Origin of the sequence: Cupriavidus sp. 30B13 (assembly GCF_049059565.2) — a bacterium.
Lineage (GTDB): Bacteria > Pseudomonadota > Gammaproteobacteria > Burkholderiales > Burkholderiaceae > Cupriavidus.
Map to the genome: position 1 here is coordinate 3,254,510 of NZ_CP188224.1, position 18,913 is coordinate 3,273,422.

An 18,913-nucleotide genomic window follows, 5' to 3' on the forward strand; every position below is an offset into this window, starting at 1 on the left:
TATTGTTCTCCTGAGCGTTAAGCGACGTCTTGCGACGTTATGCGAGTACCGGGTCTTGCCGGCGCACGCCGGTGCGCTGCAGCGCGCCGACGTCCACGATCAGTGCCACGCTGCCGTCGCCCAGGATGGTGGCGGCGGAGATGCAGGGCACCTTGCGGTAGTTGGTTTCGAGGTTCTTCAGCACCACCTGGTGCTGGCCGATGAGCTGGTCCACCAGCAGCGCGAAGCGCTTGCCTTCGGCCTGCAGGATCACGGCGATGCCCTGCGTGGGTTCCTGCACGGCTTCGTCCACGTTGAACACGCGGTGCAGCTCCAGCAGCGGCAGGTATTCGCCGCGCACGTGCATCACGCGGTCGTTGTTGGCCGCGGTGTGCACGTCTTCCGGCTTGGGCTGCAGCGACTCCATCACGCAGTTCAGCGGCAGGATGAAGGTTTCCGCGCCGACCTTGACCGACATGCCGTCGAGGATGGCCAGCGTCAGCGGCAGCACGATGCGGGTGGTGGTGCCCTGGCCCGGACGCGAGGTGACCTCGACGTGGCCGCCCATTTCCTGGATGTTCCGCTTGACCACGTCCATGCCCACGCCGCGGCCGGACAGGTCGGTCACGGCTTCGGCGGTGGAGAAGCCCGGCGCGAAGATCAGCTGCCAGACTTCCTCGTCGCTGATGTTCTCGGACACCGGCAGGCCGTTCTGGATGGCCTTGGCGAGGATCTTGTCGCGGCGCAGGCCGCCGCCGTCGTCGCTGACCTCGATCACGATGTTGCCGCCGTGGTGCTGCGCGGACAGGATCAGCTGGCCGGTCGCGTCCTTGCCGGCGGCGACGCGCTTGTCCGGCGTCTCGATGCCGTGGTCCAGGCTGTTGCGCACCAGGTGGGTGAGCGGGTCGATGATGCGTTCGATCAGGCTCTTGTCGAGCTCGGTGGCCTTGCCGAAGGTGACCAGGTCGATCTGCTTGCCGAGCTTGCCGGCAAGGTCGCGCACCAGGCGCGGGAAGCGCGAGAACACGTAGTCCATCGGCATCATGCGGATCGACATCACCGCTTCCTGCAGGTCGCGCGCATTGCGCTCGAGCTGGCCCATGCCGGAGAACAGGCGGTCGAACAGCACCGGGTCGAGCGCCGAGGCGGTCTGCGCCAGCATCGACTGCGTGATGACCAGCTCGCCGACCAGGTTGATGATCTGGTCCACCTTCTCGGTGGGCACGCGGATCGAGCCGGACTCCTGCGCATGCGCGGCGGCGGCCGGCGCGGCCTTGGCCTTTTCCTTGGCCGGGGCGGGCGCCGCGGCCGGGGCGGCGGCCACCGGAGCCGGCGCCGGCGCCGGCGCCGGCGCGGCGGCCACGGGCTGGGCCGCTTCGGCGGCCGCCGGGGCGGCCGGCGCGTCGGCCGCTTCCACCACGATCTGGTCGCCGTCGACAATGAAGCAGCACACCGCGATGATGTCGTCGGCGCTGCACTGGCTCGACAGCCACACGGTGAGGTTGCCGCCCTCTTCCTTCTGGCCGGTGATCTCGCCGAGGTTGCCGAGCTCGTCGCGCAGCAGTGCCTGGTCGGCCGCCGAGACGTTGACCAGCGTCACCTTGAGGCCGCTGCCGCCGGCCGCGGCCGGCGCGGGCGCCGCTGCCACCGGGGCCGGCGCGGGAGCCGCGGCGGGCGCGGGCGCGCCGCCGCCGGCGGTCTCGAGCGCCAGTTGTTGCAGGACGGCGCAGATACGCGCCAGCGTTTCCGGATCGGGTTCGGTACCGTTACGGTAAGCGTTGAGCTGATCTTGCAACACGTCCTTGGTTTCCAGAAAAGTGTCGATGATGGTGCGGGACAACGTCAGCTCCCGCCGCCGCGTGCGGTCGAGGAGGTTCTCCAGCAGGTGCGTGGTTTCGGTCAGGGCCGCGAAGCCGAAGGTGGCCGCGCCACCCTTGATCGAGTGGGCCGCGCGAAAGATGGCATTGAGCTCTTCCGCGTCGGGGGATTCGAGATCCAGCCCGAGCAGCAGTTGCTCCATTTCCACGAGGAGCTCCTCCGCTTCCTCGAAGAAGGTCTGATAGAACTGTGTGATATCGATATCGACAGACATAACCGTCCTGGCTCACTGAAATAGGCTGCGAAGGCCGCCGCCGGCATGGCAGGCGGACTTCATTGGACACGGCTCCTGCTGGCTGGAGCCTGGGCCGGGGGCGCGGCGGGACTGCTCGTTGCTGCCGGTGCTGCCGGTGCCGCGGCGGGCGCGGAGGCGGCGGCCAGTCCCGCCTGTACTTCCTGGCCTGCCTCGCCCGCCTTGGCTGCCACCGACACCTCGGCGGCGCTGGCGTTCTCTGCCTCGATGCGGGCCTGCGCGCGCTGGTTCAGCACCACGATGCTGATGCGGCGGTTCACGGGCGCCAGCTCGTCTTTCTTGTCGAGCGGCATGGTCGCGGCCAGGCCGATCACGCGCAGCACCTTGCCTTCGTTCATGCCGCCGGCGATCAGCTCGCGCCGCGAGGCGTTGGCCCGGTCCGACGACAGCTCCCAGTTGCTGTACGTGCGCTCGCCGTTGGAATAATTGGCCGCGTCGGTATGGCCCGACAGGCTGACCTTGTTGGGCATCTCGTTGAGCACCGGGCCGATCTCGCGCAGGATGGTGCGCATGTACGGCTCCACCGCGGCGCTGCCGGTGCGGAACATCGGGCGGTTCTGCGTATCCAGGATCTGGATGCGCAGGCCCTCGCTGGTGATGTCCAGCAACAGCTGCGGGCGGAACTGGCGCAGCACCGGGTTGTTCTCGATGATCTGCTCGAGCCGGTTCTTGAGCGCGCGCAGGCGCTCGCCTTCCTGGCGCTCGCGGGCCTTCTGCACGGCGTCGTCGGCGCTCTTGCGCACTTCGGCGTCCTGCCGCGTGACATCCTGGCCCCCGCCGGGAATCACGCTCGAAGACAGGCTGCTCTTGTTGCCGCCCGCGACCGCCACCTTCAGCGGCGTGCGGAAATACTCGGCCAGCTGCACCAGGTCCTTCGGCGTCGACGCGCGCAGCAGCCATAGCACCAGGAACAGGGCCATCATCGCCGTCATGAAGTCGGCGTAGGCAATCTTCCAGCTGTGGTTGCCGTGCGGCTTGCTCTGTCCGCGTGGCTTGCGGACGACAATCGGGCGCATGTCATGGGCGCTGCTCATCGCTCTGCCTCCTGCCGCTTAGGTGATGCTCTTGACCTCGCGGACGTGGTCGTCCAGCTCGAGGAAGGACGGGCGTTCGCTGGAGTACAGCACCTTGCGGCCGAACTCGACGGCCACCAGCGGTGCGTAGCCGTTGAGCGAGGCCAGCAGCGTGACCTTGATGCACTCGTACATCTTGATGGACTCGGCCACCTGGTGCTCGACGCGCGCGGCCAGCGGCGAGACGAAGCCGTAGGCCAGCAGGATGCCGAGGAAGGTACCGACCATGGCGTGCGCGATCAGCGCGCCGAGCTCCGCCGGCGGCAGGTCCGCCGAAGCCAGCGCGTGCACCACGCCCATCACGGCGGCCACGATGCCGAATGCCGGCAGGCCGTCGCCGACGCGCGCCAGCGCATGGGCCGGGACTTCGGCCTCGTGGCGGTAGGTCTCGATCTCGTGGTCCATCAGGGCCTCGATCTCGAAGGCATTCATGTTGCCGTTGACCATCATGCGCAGGTAGTCCGTGAGGAACTCCATCATCGCCGGGTCGGCGAGGATGCGCGGGTACTGGCTGAACACGCTGCTGGCCGCCGGGTCCGCGATTTCCTTCTCGAGGAACAGGATGCCTTCGCGGCGGGCCTTGGACAGCAGCACGTACAGCAGCGCCATGACTTCCATGTACAGCGCCTTGCTGTACTTGCTGCTGCGGAACAGCGTGGGCAGCGCGCGCACGGTGGCCTTGATGGCCTTGCCGCTGTTGGAGCTGATGAAGGCGCCGATTGCGGCGCCGGCGATGATGACCAGCTCTGCCGGTTGGTAAAGCGCGCCCATATGGCCACCGGTCATGGCGTATCCACCAAGCACCGCCGCCATCACGACAACATAGCCAATTACAACTAGCACGATCGATTCCCCGTCAGTAAAACACGCCAGGCACGCACAAGGCTCGCCCGGCCCGGGCAGGCGCGACAGCGCCCGCCCCGGCTGGGCTCACCGGCCATGCAACCTGTCGTCGGGCCCCGGACTCGGGGTCAGGCGACGGCTTGCACGGGCGCGACGTCCTTCGAGAGCTTCTTCGCCTTGCCGGCGCGCGACGGTGGTCGGCACAGGCTGCACACGAAGTTCGCATGCGGCTCGTATGCGTGTGTCACGAACTGGCCGCCGCAGCAGGTGCAGCTGGAAAGCTGCAGCATGTTGCTCTCGAAAAACCGTACTAACGTCCAAGCACGGGTGAAACTTAAGACAATTTCGCTGCCGAGCAGCGATACGTGCTCGAGATAGAGGCGATAACTCGCCACCACCGCGCGGATGCCGGCCGTCTCGCCCTGCTGGACCATGAACTGATAGGCCGAGAAGAACAGCGAGGAATGGATGTTCGGCAACCAGGTGGTGAACCAGTCGGTCGAGAACGGGAGCATGCCCTTGGGCGGCGACGCGCCCCGCAGCTCCTTGTAGAGGCGGATCAGCCGGTCACGCGAGAGCGTGGTCTCGGCTTCGAGCACCTGAAGACGGGCACCCAGGCCGATCAGCTCGATGGCGAGCTGGGTCTGGTTGGCGTCCTGCAGCACGCTCTTGCGGTTGGGAACGGGAGTGGCCGTAAAACTCCGGGCTGGCTGGGCCTGCAGGAGCGCGGTCAATTGAGCGACTCCACGGGCTGCCGTGCGAGCAGGATCGCAGCGTGGATCTGCTGCATATCGTGGCTCTTGGCCGTATGGGTGAGCGTCGACAGCAGCGCATGGTCGTCGAACCGGAAACGGCACAAGACCATGTTGGACGCTGCCAACTTGACGAGCTGGGCCGGTGTCAGCTTGGCGAGAATGTCGGCAATTTCCTTGCTGACGCCAAGCCGGAACATGGCTTCCAGATGGTTTTCGCGCACCAGGCGTTGCGCGAGCAGCAGATAGGCGAGATTGACCTCCCTGATCTCCTGGAGAACTTCACTGCTTTCCAATTTTTCCCCGCTACCAAAAACCCTTCGACCGCTTGTCCGGCGCTTACCCGCAGCGCAAGGCTGAAGGCGACCAGATCGTTTGTGTGCGTGTGCGACGGGTACTGCGTACGACTAAGGAACTGCGCTTGGTCAGACTTATCTCAACCGTTACAAGTGTTACAGAGTGTAAGTAAGACTATGAGAGTTATATCGGCAATTGGACCGGACTGCCAATCCCCTCTAACGTTGGGTTAAACAAATGTCGCACGAAACATACATGGGCCGCGAAGTTTGTAACAAGTCACCAAATTGTCATGTGATTTGCATCAAATCTGTTACTGATTTGTAACAGAAGAAAGCCTCCAAAATGCATCATGCGTTACCCGAAAACGCCAGGGAAAAACAGCATCGGGCACCCCGTAGTCATATTCCTCTATTGACCTGCCGGCGCTCACTGCAGTAGGGCCTTGCGCAGCCATGCCGCCACCCGCGCGAACAGGTCGTCGGGCTCCTCGCGGAACAGGTGCGGGCAGGTCTGCTCCACCTGCTCCATGACGCGCGCGACCTCGTCGGCATTCACGGTGCCGTAGTCCATGGCCAGCGCCAGCAGCGCCCGCAGCTCGCCCAGGCGCGCGCGCGCCGCGCCTGCGCCGCGCTCGGTCTGCACCCGGTACATGACGTCGTAGACGCGGCTGCGCAGGCTCTCGGCCACGCGCCAGGCCGGCGTCTGCATCTGTTCCTCCAGCGTCCGGATATCCACCGCGCAGCCGGCCAGCTGCGAGGCCAGCGGCTCGGTGAAGGCGAGGTCGGCGCCGGCATCCTCCAGGATCTGCCGCGACCACTCGCGGGCGTGCGACAGGCGCTCCTGGGGCGTCCATTCGTAGCGCACGGCCAGCCCATAGCCGAAGCGCTGCGCATCGCGCATGAGCGTGGCCATGGCGTTGGGCAGCTGCTTGTTGAAGACGCGCTTGGCCCAGGCGTATTCGCCGCCGGAGAGCAGGCGCGTGACGGCGCGCTCGGTCAGCGGGCCGTCGTGGTGAAGCAGGCGCGCGCGCAGGAAATCGTCGAAGTCCGGCGGCGTGAATTCGCTGTCCAGCCCGGTCGAGAGCTTGACGAAGTGGTCGAACTCCGCGCGTAGCTTGGTGGCGGCCTCTGCAGGCAGCGCGAGGGAGATTTCCGTGGTCATGGGGTCCAGTGCTGACGGTGGCGCCGGGCAGCGGCGCCGGCGGGCGGCCTCAGGCTGCGCCGTTGCCGCGCGGGCCGGGCCTTGGGGTCATCGCCGCAAAGGTCCGGCCTCGATGGTTTCGCCTCAGAAAGCGCTCCAGTCGCCGTTGTCCGATGCGGCCAGCGCGGCGGGACGGGCGGCACGCGCCGGGGCTGCCGGGGCTTCCTGCGCGGGCTTGTCGGCCGGCGCGGCCTCGCCGGCGGCATGGTCCTCGACGGCAACCGGCGCCACGGCCCTCGGCTCGACGCGCCGCAGGACCGCCGGCGCCTTGCCGCGCGGCGTTTCCACGCGGGAGCCGGCGGTGGCTTGCGCGTCGGCCAGGCGGAAGCTGGCCACCGAAGCCTGCAGGCGCGAGGCCTGGTCTTCGAGCGAACCGGCCGCGGCGGCGGCTTCCTCGACCAGCGCGGCATTCTGCTGCGTGACCTCGTCCATCTGCGTGACGGCCTTGTTGACCTGCTCGATGCCCGAGCTCTGCTCGGCCGAAGCCGCGCTGATCTCGCCCATGATGTCGGTCACGCGCTTGACCGCCTGCACGATCTCGCCCATGGTCTTGCCGGCCTGGCCAACCAGCGCCGAGCCATTCTCCACGCGCGCCACCGAGTCGCCGATCAGGCCCTTGATTTCCTTGGCGGCGTTGGCGCTGCGCTGCGCCAGGCTGCGCACCTCGCCGGCCACCACCGCGAAGCCGCGGCCCTGCTCGCCGGCACGCGCCGCTTCCACCGCGGCGTTCAGCGCCAGGATGTTGGTCTGGAACGCAATGCCTTCGATCACGCCGATAATGTCGACGATCTTCTTCGAAGCATCGTTGATCTCGTCCATCGTTTCCACCACCCGGCCGACCACTTCGCCGCCCTTCACGGCGGTCTCCGACGCGTTGGCGGCGAGGCCGCTGGCCTGGCGCGCGTTGTCCGCGTTCTGGCGCACGGTGCTGGTCAGCTCTTCCATGCTGGAGGCGGTTTCCTCCAGCGAGGCCGCCTGCTGCTCGGTGCGCTGCGACAGGTCGCTGTTGCCCGCGGCGATCTGGCGCGAGGCCGAGGCGATCGATTCGGCCGAATCCTTGAAATCGCGCAGCGTGGCCGACAGCTGCTCCTGCATCTGCTTCATGGCGTGCAGCAGGCTGGCCTTGTCGCCGCGGCGCAGCTTGACCTCGCCGGAGAAGTCGCCGCCGGCGATGCGCGCCGCGATGGCCGCGGCATAACCGGGCTCGCCGCCGAGCTGGCGCGACAGCGTGCGGGCCAGGAAGGCGCCCAGCGCCACCGACAGGGCCAGCGCGCCGAGCACCATGCCCAGCATCCACAGGCGCGAAGCCTCGTAGACGCCGCGCGCTTCTTCCATGTTGGCCAGCGCGCGCTCGTCGCGGCGCTTGACCATCTTGGTCATCACGTCTTCGAGCGCGCGGCTGTCCTTGATCAGGTCGGCGCTTTCGCTGAACACCTGGCTCTCGAACTGCGAGGTATCGAGCGGCTGCTTGCCCACCAGCGTCACATAGGCGCCGATGCGCTGGCGGTAGGCCGGCAGCAGGGTGTCGAACTGCTTGAGCAGGGCCTCGCCCTCGGGCTGCGTGAAGGCGACGCGCGCCGCCTTCATGCGCTCGTCGAGAGCGGCCAGCGCTTTCTCGATCTGTTCCTTCTCGGCGGCGCGCTCGCCCATGGTCGACGCGGACAGCAGCGCGATCTGCGCGCGGCTGGAATAGAGCAGGTCGATGTTGGCGCCCTGCACGCCCTTGAGCGACTGCAGGTCATCGTGGTAGATCTTGCCGGTCCAGTCGGCCATGCGGCCCATGTTGACGACGCCGAGCAACCCTATCACCGCGCCGATGAGCGACACGACCAGAAAGCCAGCGACCAGCTTGGTCGTGACGCGCAGCTGATTGAACCATTGCATTGCAGACTACCTCTTTTTTCTGAATGACTTGACCAGATGCCAGCCTGTCCTGGCCGGCGGGTGCCGGCCACCGCGGAACGGCGGCGCTATTTCTTGTTTTCCAGAACCAATGTTTTCAGACTGACCACTTCAGCCGGAGGACGGCCGGCAGCCGGGCTGCCGCCCTTGCCGTCCGTGTCCTGCCGGGTACTTCCTTGCACTGCTTGCCGGCTTGCAGCGAATGGCCTGCCCGCCGGGTATGCTTCCCGCCCTTGTCAGGCCGCCCTCGGCAGCGGCCCGCCCTGGGCCGCGCGGCTCGCGCGCACGGGCCGCGCCTCGGGGCGCAGGCTGACGCGGAACGTGGCCACCGCGTCGCGCAGGCGCTTGGCCTGGTCCTCCAGCGAGCCGGCCGCGGCCGCCGCCTGCTCCACCAGCGCCGCGTTCTGCTGCGTCACCTCGTCCATCTGCGCCACGGCTTGGTTGACCTGCTCGATGCCCGAGCTCTGCTCGGCCGAAGCCGCGCTGATCTCGCTCATGATGCCGGTCACGCGCTCGACCGCCTGCACGATCTCGTTCATGGTCTTGCCGGCCTGGTCCACCAGCGCCGAGCCGTTTTCCACGCGCGCCACCGAGTCGCCGATCAGGCCCTTGATTTCCTTGGCGGCATTGGCGCTGCGCTGCGCCAGGCCGCGCACTTCGCCGGCCACCACCGCGAAGCCGCGGCCCTGTTCGCCGGCGCGCGCGGCTTCCACCGCCGCGTTGAGCGCCAGGATGTTGGTCTGGAAGGCAATGCCTTCGATCACGCTGATGATGTCGACGATCTTCTTCGAAGCCTCGGTGATCTCGTCCATGGTCTGCACCACGCGGCCCACCGCTTCGCCGCCCTTCACGGCGGTCTCCGAGGCATTGGCGGCCAGGCCGGTGGCCTGGCGCGCGTTGTCCGCGTTCTGGCGCACGGTGCTGGTCAGCTCTTCCATGCTGGAGGCGGTTTCCTCCAGCGAGGCCGCCTGCTGCTCGGTGCGCTGCGACAGGTCGCTGTTGCCCGCGGCCACCTGGCGCGTGGCGGAGGAAATGCTGGACATGCCCTCCTGGATCTCGCCGACCACCGACAGCAGGCTGCGCTGCATGGTGCGCATGGCGCCCGCCAGCCCGCCCATTTCGTCGGAGGCGCGGTAGTCCAGGTGGGTGGTGAGGTCGCCGGCGCCCATGCGCAGGGCGAAGTCCAGCATGTCGCGCACGGGCCGGTTCACCCGCGCCAGCAACAGCGAGCCGGCCACGAACGACGACGCCACCGCCAGCGCGAAGCCGCCCCACAGCCACGGCCGCAGCGCGCCCGCGCCGCCACCGTCGCCGGCCAGCAGCTCGAACGCCGCCAGCGCGGCCAGGAACCACACTAGGCCCACCGCCTGCGACAGCACGATGCGGCGCCGGAGCGTCACCTTGCGCAGCCGGCCGAACAGGCCGGGCAGGCCGCGGCGCACCACCGCGCCGTCACGCACCGCCAGGCGCCGGCCCTGGTCCTGGCGCAGGCGCGCATAGGCGGCCTCGGCCGCCTCGACCTGTTCGCGCTGCGGCATGGCGCGCACCGAGGTGTAGCCCACCAGCTGGCCGTCGACCACGGTGGGCGTCACCGTGGCGCTGACCCAGTAGAAGTCGCCGTTCTTGCGGCGGTTCTTGACCATGCCGACCCAGGAGCGGCCGGCCTGGATGGTCTGCCACAGGTCGGCGAAGGCCTCGGGCGGCATGTCCGGATGGCGCACCAGGTTGTGCGCGGCGCCGAGCAGTTCTTCGGCCGGGAAACCGCTGGCCTCGATGAAGGCGCGGTTGGCGAACGTGATGCGGCCCTTCAGGTCGGTCCGCGAGATGAGGTAATCGTCCGGAGAGAGCTTGAACTCCCGGTTGGTAACAGGCTGGTTATTTCGCATGGCTGGGAAAACTGCGTGGATCGGGCTTGCGCGGAAGGTCGCCGCCTCAGGCGGCAACGGCAGCTTCGAGTGCCGCGAGCTCTTCCGTGTCCAGCAGTTTCTCGATATCGACCAGGATCAGCATGCGGTCTTCGACCGAGCCGATGCCGCGGATGTATTCCGTTTCGCCGGAAAGCTGGGGGGCCTGGCGGATCTGCCCGGCACCCAGCGTCAGCACGTCGGAGACGCCGTCGACCACGATGCCGGTGGTCTGCTCGTGCAGTTCGACGATGATCACGACCGTGTACTGGTCATAGGCGATCTTGGCCTGGCGGAACTTGATGCGCAGGTCGATGATGGGCACGATGATGCCGCGCAGGTTGATCACGCCCTTCAGGTACTCGGGCGCGTTGGCGATCTGCGTGACGTTCTCGTAGCCGCGGATCTCCTGCACCTTGAGGATGTCGATGCCGTATTCCTCGCCGCCCAGCCTGAAGGCGAGGAATTCCTCGCCCGTCCCTTCTGTCTTGATCCCGTTTTTCATTTATCGGCTCCCCCTTGCCAGTTCCGGCCTCGGGGCGCGACCAAAGCCCGGGCCGGCCAGCCCGCGGGCGGGCAGCCGGCCGAGACCCGGGGCCGCCGGGGCACGAATGTCGTTCCCTACTTAACGGCAGCGGGCGAGATGACTGAAGGGTAACAATGACAATGCATTTACCCTACTTTGGTAGGGTCCAGCAGCGCGCCCACGGCCTCCATCAACTGATCCGGGTCGAACGGCTTGGCCAGGAAGCCCGAGGCGCCGGCCACGCGCGCCTGCTCGCGCACCTGGCCGTCGGCCTCGGTGGTCAGCATCAGCATGGGGATGGCGGCGTAGGCGCCGGTGGCGCGCAGCGTGCGGATCAGGGTCAGGCCGTCGGTGCCGGGCATGACCTGGTCGGTCACCAGCATGCCGAACGATGCCTGCTGCGCCATGGCCAGGGCCTCGCTGCCATCGGCCGCTTCGGACACGGCATAGCCGCCCGTGCGCAGGCAGGCGCCGATCATGCGGCGCAAGGAGGGGGAATCGTCGACGACTAGAATATGAGGCAAAGACATGGCGGCTCCGTTGACAGCACGATGGTGAGTCCACGAGACGCGGCTGTCTGGCCTGGTGGACCGGTGTTCGTTCTTGCCCCGGGCGGCATAAGCCCGGCGGACGCCCTGCGCGTTGTGGCATGCGCCGGCGACGAGGCAGAGACTGGCGCCCGCGCGCGAACCGGCACGGCCGGTGCAAAGAGCGCCCCTGCGGGGCATATCGGCAGCGGCGGCGAAATCCGTAGGCCGAATGCGGATGCCGGCGCACGGTTGCGCGCGAATGTGACGCGGCGCCGCTATCCGCTGCGCGCCCCGGACTCCCGCGGCGGACCGCCCGCCGCCCCGGCGATGTCCCGGCGATGCGCCGGCGATGTCCCGGCGAGCGCCGCGGATAACCGATCGCCGGAAATCCGCTTACCCTACCTGCATGGGGTGCAGCAGGCCGCGGCGGGTCGGCATACTACGTCGCCCGCAGCAGGATGCGCCCCGCGCTTGCCGCGCGATGGCACAAGGTCCGCGCCGCCCGGGAAGCGGGCCGCGACCTCATCGGAACGTCATCATGTCGAATTTGCCAGGCCCGCCGTGGAACCAGCGCGAGGTGCCGCCAGCGCGCCGCCCCGACAGGCTCACGGTGTTCGTCCAGGGCGCGCCCGATGCCTTGCTGACGCTGCTGCCGGATTTCGGCGGCCGGCTGCAGTGGCTGTCGCGGCGCCCGCGGCAGCCAGCCGACGCGCAGATCGTCATCGTCGAGCGGCAGATCGGCGCCACGCAGGCGCAGCGCCTGCGCTCGCTGCGCCATCCGGAGCGGCTGGTGCTCACGGTGCTGGTGGACGGCACCGTGGCGGCGGCGGCCGGCTGCGGGCCGGTCGTGCCCACCGCCGCCGAGGCGCTGCCGCGGACCCTGCAGCTGCTGGCTTCGGTGCTGTTCGCGCCGGTGCTGGAAGACGGCCCCATGCCGCTGTCGTGGCAGGACGTGCACGCGGTGGCAAGCCGCGACGCCGTCGGCCTCGCGCTGCACCTGGATACCGCCGGGGAGTCCTGCATGGCCGATGAGCTGCTGATGCAGCTGGTGCGCTTCCACGGGCGCACGCGCATCGAGCCGGAAGCGCTGCTGGCCAGCATCTACCTGCCGCGCGGACTGCCGTCGCTGGTGGCGTGCAGCCAGCAGCTGCGGCGCCTGGGCGCGGTGACGGGGCACCATTGCGAGACCCGCTTTGCCCTGCTGGCGCCCGAGAGCGGGCACTTCACCCGCCTGCTGGCCCTGTTCCCGCCGGGCGGTGCGCTGCCGGAGCCGTTCACGCCGCGGCGCTGAAGGCGCCGGCCGGGCGTTCAGGCGGCCGACATCAGTTCCGCGAAGGCGCCGGCGTCGAGCGGCAGCGACAACAGGTAGCCCTGTACTTCGTCGCAGCCCATGGCGGCGAGGATGTCCAGCTGCGAGTTCGACTCCACCCCTTCGGCCACCACGCGCATGCGCAGCTCGTGCGCCAGCGCCACCATCGAGCCGACGATGGCACGCCCTTGCGCGTCGACGTCGAGCCCGCCGATCAGGGTGCGGTCGATCTTCAGGGTGCCCACGCGCAGCCGCTTGAGGTAGCCGAGGCTGGAGTAGCCGCTGCCGAAATCGTCGAGCGCCACGTGGATGCCGAGCGCCTGCAGCTCGACCAGGGTCTCGAGCGACTGCGCGATGTCCTTCATCGCCGCGGTCTCGGTGATCTCCAGCGTGACCGCCGACGGCGGGATGTCGTGCTGGTGGATCTGCTCGAGCAGGTACTGCGGGAAATCGCGGCTGGCAAAACGCAGCCCGGAGACGTTGATGGCCACCGGCACGGTCGGGATGCCGGCGTCCTGCCACTGGCGGATCTGCCGGCAGACCGTGGCGATGACCCAGTCGTCGAGCTTGTCGATCTGCCCGGACTGCTCCGCCACGGTGATGAACTCGGCCGGATTGACCGCGCCCAGCGTGGGATGGCGCCAGCGGCACAGCGCCTCGGCGCCCACCACGGTGCGCTGGCGCACGTCGAACTTGGGCTGGAACTGCAGCGAGAGGCCGTCGTCCTGGATGGCCAGCCAGAGGTCGCGCCGGATCACGCGCATGCGCCGCGCGCGCTCGCCGGCCGCGGAATTGAACACGCGGACCTGGTTGGAGCCGCTTTCGCGCGCCTCGGTCAGGCTCACGCGCGCGGCCTGCATCAGCGCTTCGGAGGTCTGGGCATCGCGTGGGTAGATGGCGATGCCGATGTTCACCCCGATCTGCATCTGCAGCCCGCGCGCGGCCACGAACTCCGCCAGCGAGCCCAGCAGGCGCGAGCCCAGCTCGTTGGCGCGGCCTTGCTGCACCAGCTCGGGCACGCCAACGGCGAACTCGTCGCGCGCCAGGCGGGCGAGGAAATCGTGCGGCTCCAGCGCGGCCTGGGCCAGCGCGCCGGCGTCCTGGGCCAGGATGTCGTCGGCCCGCACCTCGAAGACTTCGTCGACCTCGCGGAAGTCGGCGATATGCACCAGCAGCACGGCGCAGCCGGTCTCGGCCAGCCGCGCCTGCGCGATCGACTGGTCGAGCCAGCGCGCGAAGGCGCCGCGGTCGGGCAGGTCGGTGCTCACGCTGTACTCGCCGACCGTGCCCTGGCCGCGCGCGCCGGTACGCACCGTCAGGCGGCCGGGAATGCGGCCGCGCCGGCGCACCGGCTGGGTGCCGGCGGCCGGGCCGGCCGGCAGCTCGTCCGGCAGTTCGTCCAGCCCGCCGGCGTCGGCGCCGCCGTAGCCGGAGGCGGTGGCGAGGTGCCAGCCGTGCGGGTTGGCGCGGCGCAGCCAGAAAAAGCCCAGCGGCAGCGCCACCAGCGCGCCCGCGGCCAGCCACGCCGGCTGCACGAAGCCGGCCGGCTCGGCGCACAGCGCCGACAGGCGCGAACCGTCGCCGCACAGCGTGCTCAGGCGGGCGCCCGCGGCCACCACCACGCCGGCGCCGGCCAGCGTGGCCAGCAGCACGCCGCCGCGCAGCACCGGCGCCTTGCGGCGCAGCCAGGGAATGGCCAGCGCCACCGCGGCGGTCACGGCCAGGGCGGCCGTGGTCTGTAGCACCCCGCGCGAGAGCCGCAGGCTGCCCGAGCCCACCACGACCCACAGCGGCAGGCCGACCGAGGCCGGCGAAAGCAGCAGGAACGCCCATTGCAGCGACCTGGCGGGGCCGCGTGCCAGCTCCCGGTCCGGCTTGGCTGCGCGTATGCCCAACCCGACCGCGAGGCCAAAGAGAGCAGCGAGCAGCAGAAGGCTAGCACTCATGTCAATAAGGAAGCTGCGCAAAAATTGAGAGCGATGATGGCGCGACGATGCGGTCGATGCGGTCGATGCGGGCGCGAGACCCGCATCATCGCATCACGCAGGCTTCCCCGAAAAGGAAAACGGCTGCGGGCGCGCCGGCATGGGTCAGAAGGCGCTCCAGTCGTCGCCGCCGGCGCCGGCCGCGAGCACCGGCGCGCGCAGCGCCGGCGCCACGGCCGCAGCCGGCTTGCGCGGCCGCGCGGGCGCGGCGGGCTTGCGCACCGGTGCCGCGGCGGCGGGCCTGGCGACACGTCGGGGCGCGGCCGCCGGCGCCTTGGCGAGACCGTCCGCGCCGGCGCCCGCGTGGCCGCCGGCGAGCCGGAACACCGACACCACGCCGTTAAGCTTCTGCGCCTGTTCTTCCAGCGCGCCCGCCGCGGCGGCGGCTTCCTCCACCAGCGCGGCGTTCTGCTGCGTGGCCTGGTCCATCTGCGTGACCGCCTGGTTGACCTGCTCGATGCCGCTGGTCTGCTCCTGGGTGGCCGCGCCGATCTCGTTCATGATGTCGGTCACGCGCTTGACCGCACCGACGATCTCGCCCATGGTCTGGCCGGCCTCCGCCACCAGCCGCGTGCCGCTTTCCACGCGCTGGCCGGACTCGCTGATGAGCGCCTCGATTTCCTTGGCGGCGGCGGCCGAGCGCTGGGCCAGGCTGCGCACCTCGCCGGCCACCACCGCGAAGCCGCGGCCCTGCTCGCCGGCGCGCGCGGCTTCCACCGCCGCGTTGAGCGCCAGGATATTGGTCTGGAAGGCAATGCCTTCGATCACGCCGATGATCTCCACCACCTTGCGCGACGAACCGTTGATCTCGTTCATGGTATCGACCACGCGGCCCACCACGTCGCCGCCCTTGAGGGCGATCTGCGAGGCGTCGCCGGCCAGCTTGCCGGCCTGGCGTGCGTTGTCGGCGTTCTGGCGCACCACCGTGGTCAGCTCTTCCATGCTGGCGGCGGTCTGCTCGAGCGAGGATGCCTGCTCTTCGGTGCGCTGGGACAAGTCGAGGTTGCCGGTGGCGATCTGCGCGGTGGCCGAGGCGATGGAATCGGTGCCGCCGCGCACCTGCGCGACGATGTTCGACAGGCTGTCCTGCATGGCGCCGAGCGCCTGCATCATGCGCCCGATCTCATTGCGCGACACGTTGACGATGCGCGAGGTCAGGTCGCCGGCGGCGATGCGCTCGAACACCGCCAGGGCCTCTTCCACCGGCCGCACGATGGCCCGGTGCAGGGCCAGCGTGGAGAACGCCGCCACCAGCAGGCCGAGCACGATCAGCGCAAACGACAGCATGCGCACGCGCTGGTAGCCGGCCTGCGCGGCACTGAAGTTTTCCTCGCCGGCGCGGAACTGGTAGCCCTGCAGGGCCTCGTAGGCGGTCGCCAGGCTGCGCTGCAGGTCGGGCAGGCCGTTCTTGGCGAGGGTCAGCGCCTGTTCGGCGTCGTTCTCCAGCAGCGCCTTCTGCAGCGGCTTGATGCCCTTGTCCATGAAATCGCGGCGCTTGCGGTCCACTTCGTCGGCCAGGGCCTTTTCCTCGGCGCTCTGCGGCAGCGCCGCGTAGCGCTTCCATGCCGCCTCCGCGCTGTCGACGAAGGTCGTCGAGCGGGCCACCACCGCCTTGCCGTCGGTGCCGCCGCCGGGCATCACGCCACGGTCCAGCGCCAGGCGCATGCGGGTGGTGCCGAGCATGGTCTCGCTCAGCGCCTGGGCCGAGGCGAGCTGGTTGCCATAAGTCTCCTGGAGCGCTTCGTTGCTGCGCGATATGCCGTGCAGTCCGGCCGCGCCGACCAGCACGAGCAAGGCGGACAACAAGGCCATCGCTCCACGCAGCAAGGTCTTGATCTGGATATTGTTATGGAACGACATAAAGCACCTGATACGGTAAGAAACGCGCGGAACCTCCTCCGGCCCCGGCCCGGCGGACCGACACCCCTGCGGCCCGCTCATGGCAAATAACGGCGAGCGCCCGAGAATCCTTGAGAAGGTGCGGTGACCGCCACGCGGCTTATGCGGCCGCTTATGTGGTGGCTTATGCGTCCCCTTCCGTTTCGACCTCGAACGCCTCGCCGGTGGCAAAAAACGCGCCGCCGGCCAGATAGTGCATCGAGCGGCGCTCGCTGTCGGGAAAATGCCAGCGGCCGGCCGAAAACGCGGCGGAATCGGCCCACGCGGCCACCACTTCGGCGATAAACAGGTCATGGCGCGCGGCATTCTGCGGCTCGGGAATCACCCGGCATTCCAGCCAGCCCAGGCATCCCGCCAGCAGCGGCGCGCCGATTTCCCGCGCCGGGAACGTGGACAAACCCGCGGCGGCGAATTTGTCGGTCTCGCGCCCGGAGCGCGAGCCGACCGCGAGCGTGGCGGAGGCCTGGGAGCGGGCCGGGATGTTCAGCGCGAACTCGCCGGACGCCTCCACCAGTTCGCGCGTGAGCGTGCTGGCATCGATGACGACCACCACCTTGGCCGGCTTGAAATCCAGCGGCATGGCCCAGGAGGCGGCCATGACATTGCGCCGGCCGCCGTGCGCGCTGGTGACCAGCGTCACCGGCCCGTGATTGAGCAGGCGATAGGCCTTGGCCAGTTCCACGGGAATGACCCCGGCGGGGATACCGGCGGCGGCCGCCGCAGTGTTAATGAGATCGGATGGCATGGCAGCGTAGTGGCAAGGAATACGGGTGGAATGGCGAGCAGGCCGCCATTGTTGCAGCAAACGCACCCGACGGCGATGACCAATACCCTGGAGGGGTATTTCCCCCGCACCATCGCGACAAAGCGTGCAAATGAGCGGTGTCTCATTTTCGTGGCCCCTCGCGCGGGTGTGGAAAATGCCGCGCCGGGGTGGACCTGCGATTGCCGCGGAAGTTCATTAATTTGGCGCCGGGCCCGATTTATCAGAATTCTCTTTTCCGCCGGCATGGGCATATGCAGGATCGCCGCGTGCCGTTATAATCGTCCCACTCTCACCCGCTCACCCAGTAAATCGAGGCTCGTAATGGCGACTTATCAGGAAATTGTTCAGAAAATCAGCGAACTCCAGAAGCAGGCCGAGGAAATCAAGGCACGCGAACAGGCGACCGTCATTGCCGATATTCGCGAGAAAATCGAGCAATATGGCCTCACCGCCGACGACCTCGGCTTCGGCACCAAGCCGGCGGCCAGCAAGAAGGCCACCCGCAAGGTGCCGGTGCGCTACCGCGACAGCGCGGGCAATACCTGGACCGGCCGCGGCAAGCGTCCGGGCTGGCTGACCCAGGCCCTGGCCTCCGGCAAGAGCATCGACGACTTCCTGATCTGAACCGGGTTTTCGCCGCAGGCGTGAAAACGGCCGGGCCAGCGCCCGGCCGTTTCTCGTTCCGGCCTGCCGCAGGCCCGGCGGCTCAGCCGCCGAAGCCGAGCGGGTTCATGGACTGCCAGCGCCAGGAATCCTCGCACATGCGGTCGATGTCGTGCTTTGCCCGCCAGCCGATCAGCGACTGCGCCAGCGCCGGATCGGCATAGCACGAGGCGATGTCGCCGGGGCGGCGCGCCACGATCTCGTACGGCACCGGCCTGCCGCTGGCGCGCTGGTAAGCCGCCACCACTTCCAGCACGCTGTAGCCGCGGCCGGTGCCGAGATTCACGGTCAGGCACTGCTGCTTGTCGCGCAGGTAAACCAGCGCATCGAGGTGGCCGTTGGCCAGGTCGCACACGTGGATATAGTCGCGCACGCCGGTGCCGTCCACGGTCGGATAGTCGCCGCCGTACACCATCAGTTTCTCGCGCCGGCCGCCGGCGACCTGCGCCACGTAGGGCATCAGGTTATTGGGCACGCCGCCCGGGTCCTCGCCGATCAGGCCGCTTTCGTGCGCGCCCACCGGATTGAAATAACGCAGGTAGGCAATGCGCCACGACGGGTCCGAATGCTCCAGGTCGCGCAGGATCTGCTCGCCCATCAGCTTGGTCTGGCCGTAGGGGTTGGTGGCCGACAGCGGAAAGTCCTCGAGGATGGGCACGGTATGCGGATTGCCATAAACCGTGGCCGACGAACTGAACACCAGTTGCTTCACGCCGGCCGCGTTCATTGCCGAGCACAGCGTGAGCAGGCCGCCGAGATTATTGCCGTAATAATCGAGCGGCTTGGCGACCGATTCGCCCACCGCCTTGAGCGCGGCGAAATGAATCGCCCCGGTGATGCGGTGCTCGGCGAACAGGCGGTCCAGCAAGGCCCGGTCGCGCACGTCGCCTTCGACAAAATCCGGGCGCTGCCCGGTTATCTGCGCCAGCCGCTCCACCACCACGCGGTTGCTATTGCAGAGATTATCCAGGCCGATCACGCGATAGCCGGCTTCGAGCAGGGCCACCCAGGTGTGCGAGGCGATATAACCGGTGGCTCCCGTGAGCAGCAGAGTTTCAGACATGGCGATTCATCGGTAAGTTGAGGAAAGAGGCGAAACGGGCACCGCAACGGCCCCGGCGCTGCGCACCGCAAGCGGCCCGCAGGCGGCC

Annotated in this window: 16 protein-coding genes; 2 read left to right on the top strand and 14 right to left on the bottom strand. The window is 68.6% G+C overall.

Features of this window, described 5'->3' with window-relative positions; translation table 11 throughout:
* Window positions 1–37: 37 nt before the first annotated feature.
* From cheA to ACKI2N_RS33635, 10 genes are all read right to left on the bottom strand, one after another.
* Window positions 38–2,071 (bottom strand): chemotaxis protein CheA, encoded by a 2,034-nt coding sequence (gene cheA, locus ACKI2N_RS33590; protein WP_426990905.1) that lies wholly within the window; start codon window positions 2,069–2,071, stop codon window positions 38–40.
* Between the two features lie 59 nt (window positions 2,072–2,130).
* Window positions 2,131–3,144 (bottom strand): flagellar motor protein MotB, encoded by a 1,014-nt coding sequence (gene motB, locus ACKI2N_RS33595; RefSeq protein WP_420998480.1) that lies wholly within the window; start codon window positions 3,142–3,144, stop codon window positions 2,131–2,133.
* Between the two features lie 18 nt (window positions 3,145–3,162).
* Window positions 3,163–4,026, bottom strand: coding sequence for a flagellar motor stator protein MotA (gene motA, locus ACKI2N_RS33600; protein ID WP_420998481.1), 864 nt, complete (start codon window positions 4,024–4,026; stop codon window positions 3,163–3,165).
* A 128-nt stretch (window positions 4,027–4,154) separates the two neighbouring features.
* Window positions 4,155–4,760, bottom strand: coding sequence for a flagellar transcriptional regulator FlhC (gene flhC, locus ACKI2N_RS33605; protein ID WP_420998482.1), 606 nt, complete (start codon window positions 4,758–4,760; stop codon window positions 4,155–4,157).
* Window positions 4,757–5,074, bottom strand: a complete 318-nt coding sequence (gene flhD, locus ACKI2N_RS33610) for a flagellar transcriptional regulator FlhD (protein ID WP_006162633.1) — start codon at window positions 5,072–5,074, stop codon at window positions 4,757–4,759. The genes flhC and flhD overlap by 4 nt, the downstream gene beginning before the upstream one ends.
* A 430-nt stretch (window positions 5,075–5,504) precedes the next feature.
* On the bottom strand, window positions 5,505–6,239 hold the full coding sequence (locus ACKI2N_RS33615; RefSeq protein ID WP_420998483.1) for a DUF4088 family protein: 735 nt from the start codon (window positions 6,237–6,239) through the stop codon (window positions 5,505–5,507).
* A gap of 123 nt (window positions 6,240–6,362) precedes the next feature.
* The gene (locus ACKI2N_RS33620) at window positions 6,363–8,162 is read right to left on the bottom strand and encodes a methyl-accepting chemotaxis protein (protein ID WP_420998484.1); all 1,800 of its coding nucleotides are present in this window, start codon (window positions 8,160–8,162) and stop codon (window positions 6,363–6,365) included.
* Window positions 8,163–8,416: 254 nt separating this feature from the next.
* Window positions 8,417–10,066: a methyl-accepting chemotaxis protein gene (locus ACKI2N_RS33625; RefSeq protein ID WP_420998485.1), complete on the bottom strand. Its 1,650-nt coding sequence runs from the start codon at window positions 10,064–10,066 to the stop codon at window positions 8,417–8,419.
* Window positions 10,067–10,112: 46 nt separating this feature from the next.
* Window positions 10,113–10,589 carry a chemotaxis protein CheW gene (locus ACKI2N_RS33630; RefSeq protein WP_420998486.1) on the bottom strand — a complete coding sequence of 159 codons (477 nt, stop codon included), beginning with the start codon at window positions 10,587–10,589 and terminating at the stop codon, window positions 10,113–10,115.
* Window positions 10,590–10,756: 167 nt separating this feature from the next.
* Window positions 10,757–11,140: a response regulator gene (locus ACKI2N_RS33635; protein WP_420998487.1), complete on the bottom strand. Its 384-nt coding sequence runs from the start codon at window positions 11,138–11,140 to the stop codon at window positions 10,757–10,759.
* 538 nt (window positions 11,141–11,678) lie between these two features.
* On the opposite strand from ACKI2N_RS33635, the gene ACKI2N_RS33640 reads away from it, so the two are divergent.
* Window positions 11,679–12,431: a hypothetical protein gene (locus ACKI2N_RS33640; protein WP_420998488.1), complete on the top strand. Its 753-nt coding sequence runs from the start codon at window positions 11,679–11,681 to the stop codon at window positions 12,429–12,431.
* A 17-nt stretch (window positions 12,432–12,448) separates the two neighbouring features.
* On the opposite strand, the gene ACKI2N_RS33645 is transcribed toward ACKI2N_RS33640, so the two are convergent.
* From ACKI2N_RS33645 to ACKI2N_RS33655, 3 genes are all read right to left on the bottom strand, one after another.
* Entirely contained in the window at window positions 12,449–14,395 is a 1,947-nt protein-coding gene (locus ACKI2N_RS33645) for a putative bifunctional diguanylate cyclase/phosphodiesterase (RefSeq protein ID WP_420998489.1), read from the bottom strand.
* Window positions 14,396–14,539: 144 nt separating this feature from the next.
* The gene (locus ACKI2N_RS33650; protein ID WP_426990910.1) at window positions 14,540–16,294 is read right to left on the bottom strand and encodes a methyl-accepting chemotaxis protein; all 1,755 of its coding nucleotides are present in this window, start codon (window positions 16,292–16,294) and stop codon (window positions 14,540–14,542) included.
* Between the two features lie 163 nt (window positions 16,295–16,457).
* A complete protein-coding gene (locus ACKI2N_RS33655; protein WP_420998154.1) occupies window positions 16,458–17,078 on the bottom strand; it encodes a flavin reductase family protein in 621 nt (206 codons plus the stop codon).
* Window positions 17,079–17,420: 342 nt separating this feature from the next.
* Here ACKI2N_RS33655 and ACKI2N_RS33660 point away from each other — a divergent pair, with 342 nt between their 5' ends.
* On the top strand, window positions 17,421–17,723 hold the full coding sequence (locus ACKI2N_RS33660; protein WP_420998158.1) for an H-NS family nucleoid-associated regulatory protein: 303 nt from the start codon (window positions 17,421–17,423) through the stop codon (window positions 17,721–17,723).
* An 82-nt stretch (window positions 17,724–17,805) separates the two neighbouring features.
* On the opposite strand, the gene galE is transcribed toward ACKI2N_RS33660, so the two are convergent.
* Window positions 17,806–18,825: a UDP-glucose 4-epimerase GalE gene (gene galE, locus ACKI2N_RS33665; protein ID WP_420998153.1), complete on the bottom strand. Its 1,020-nt coding sequence runs from the start codon at window positions 18,823–18,825 to the stop codon at window positions 17,806–17,808.
* Window positions 18,826–18,913: the final 88 nt, after the last annotated feature.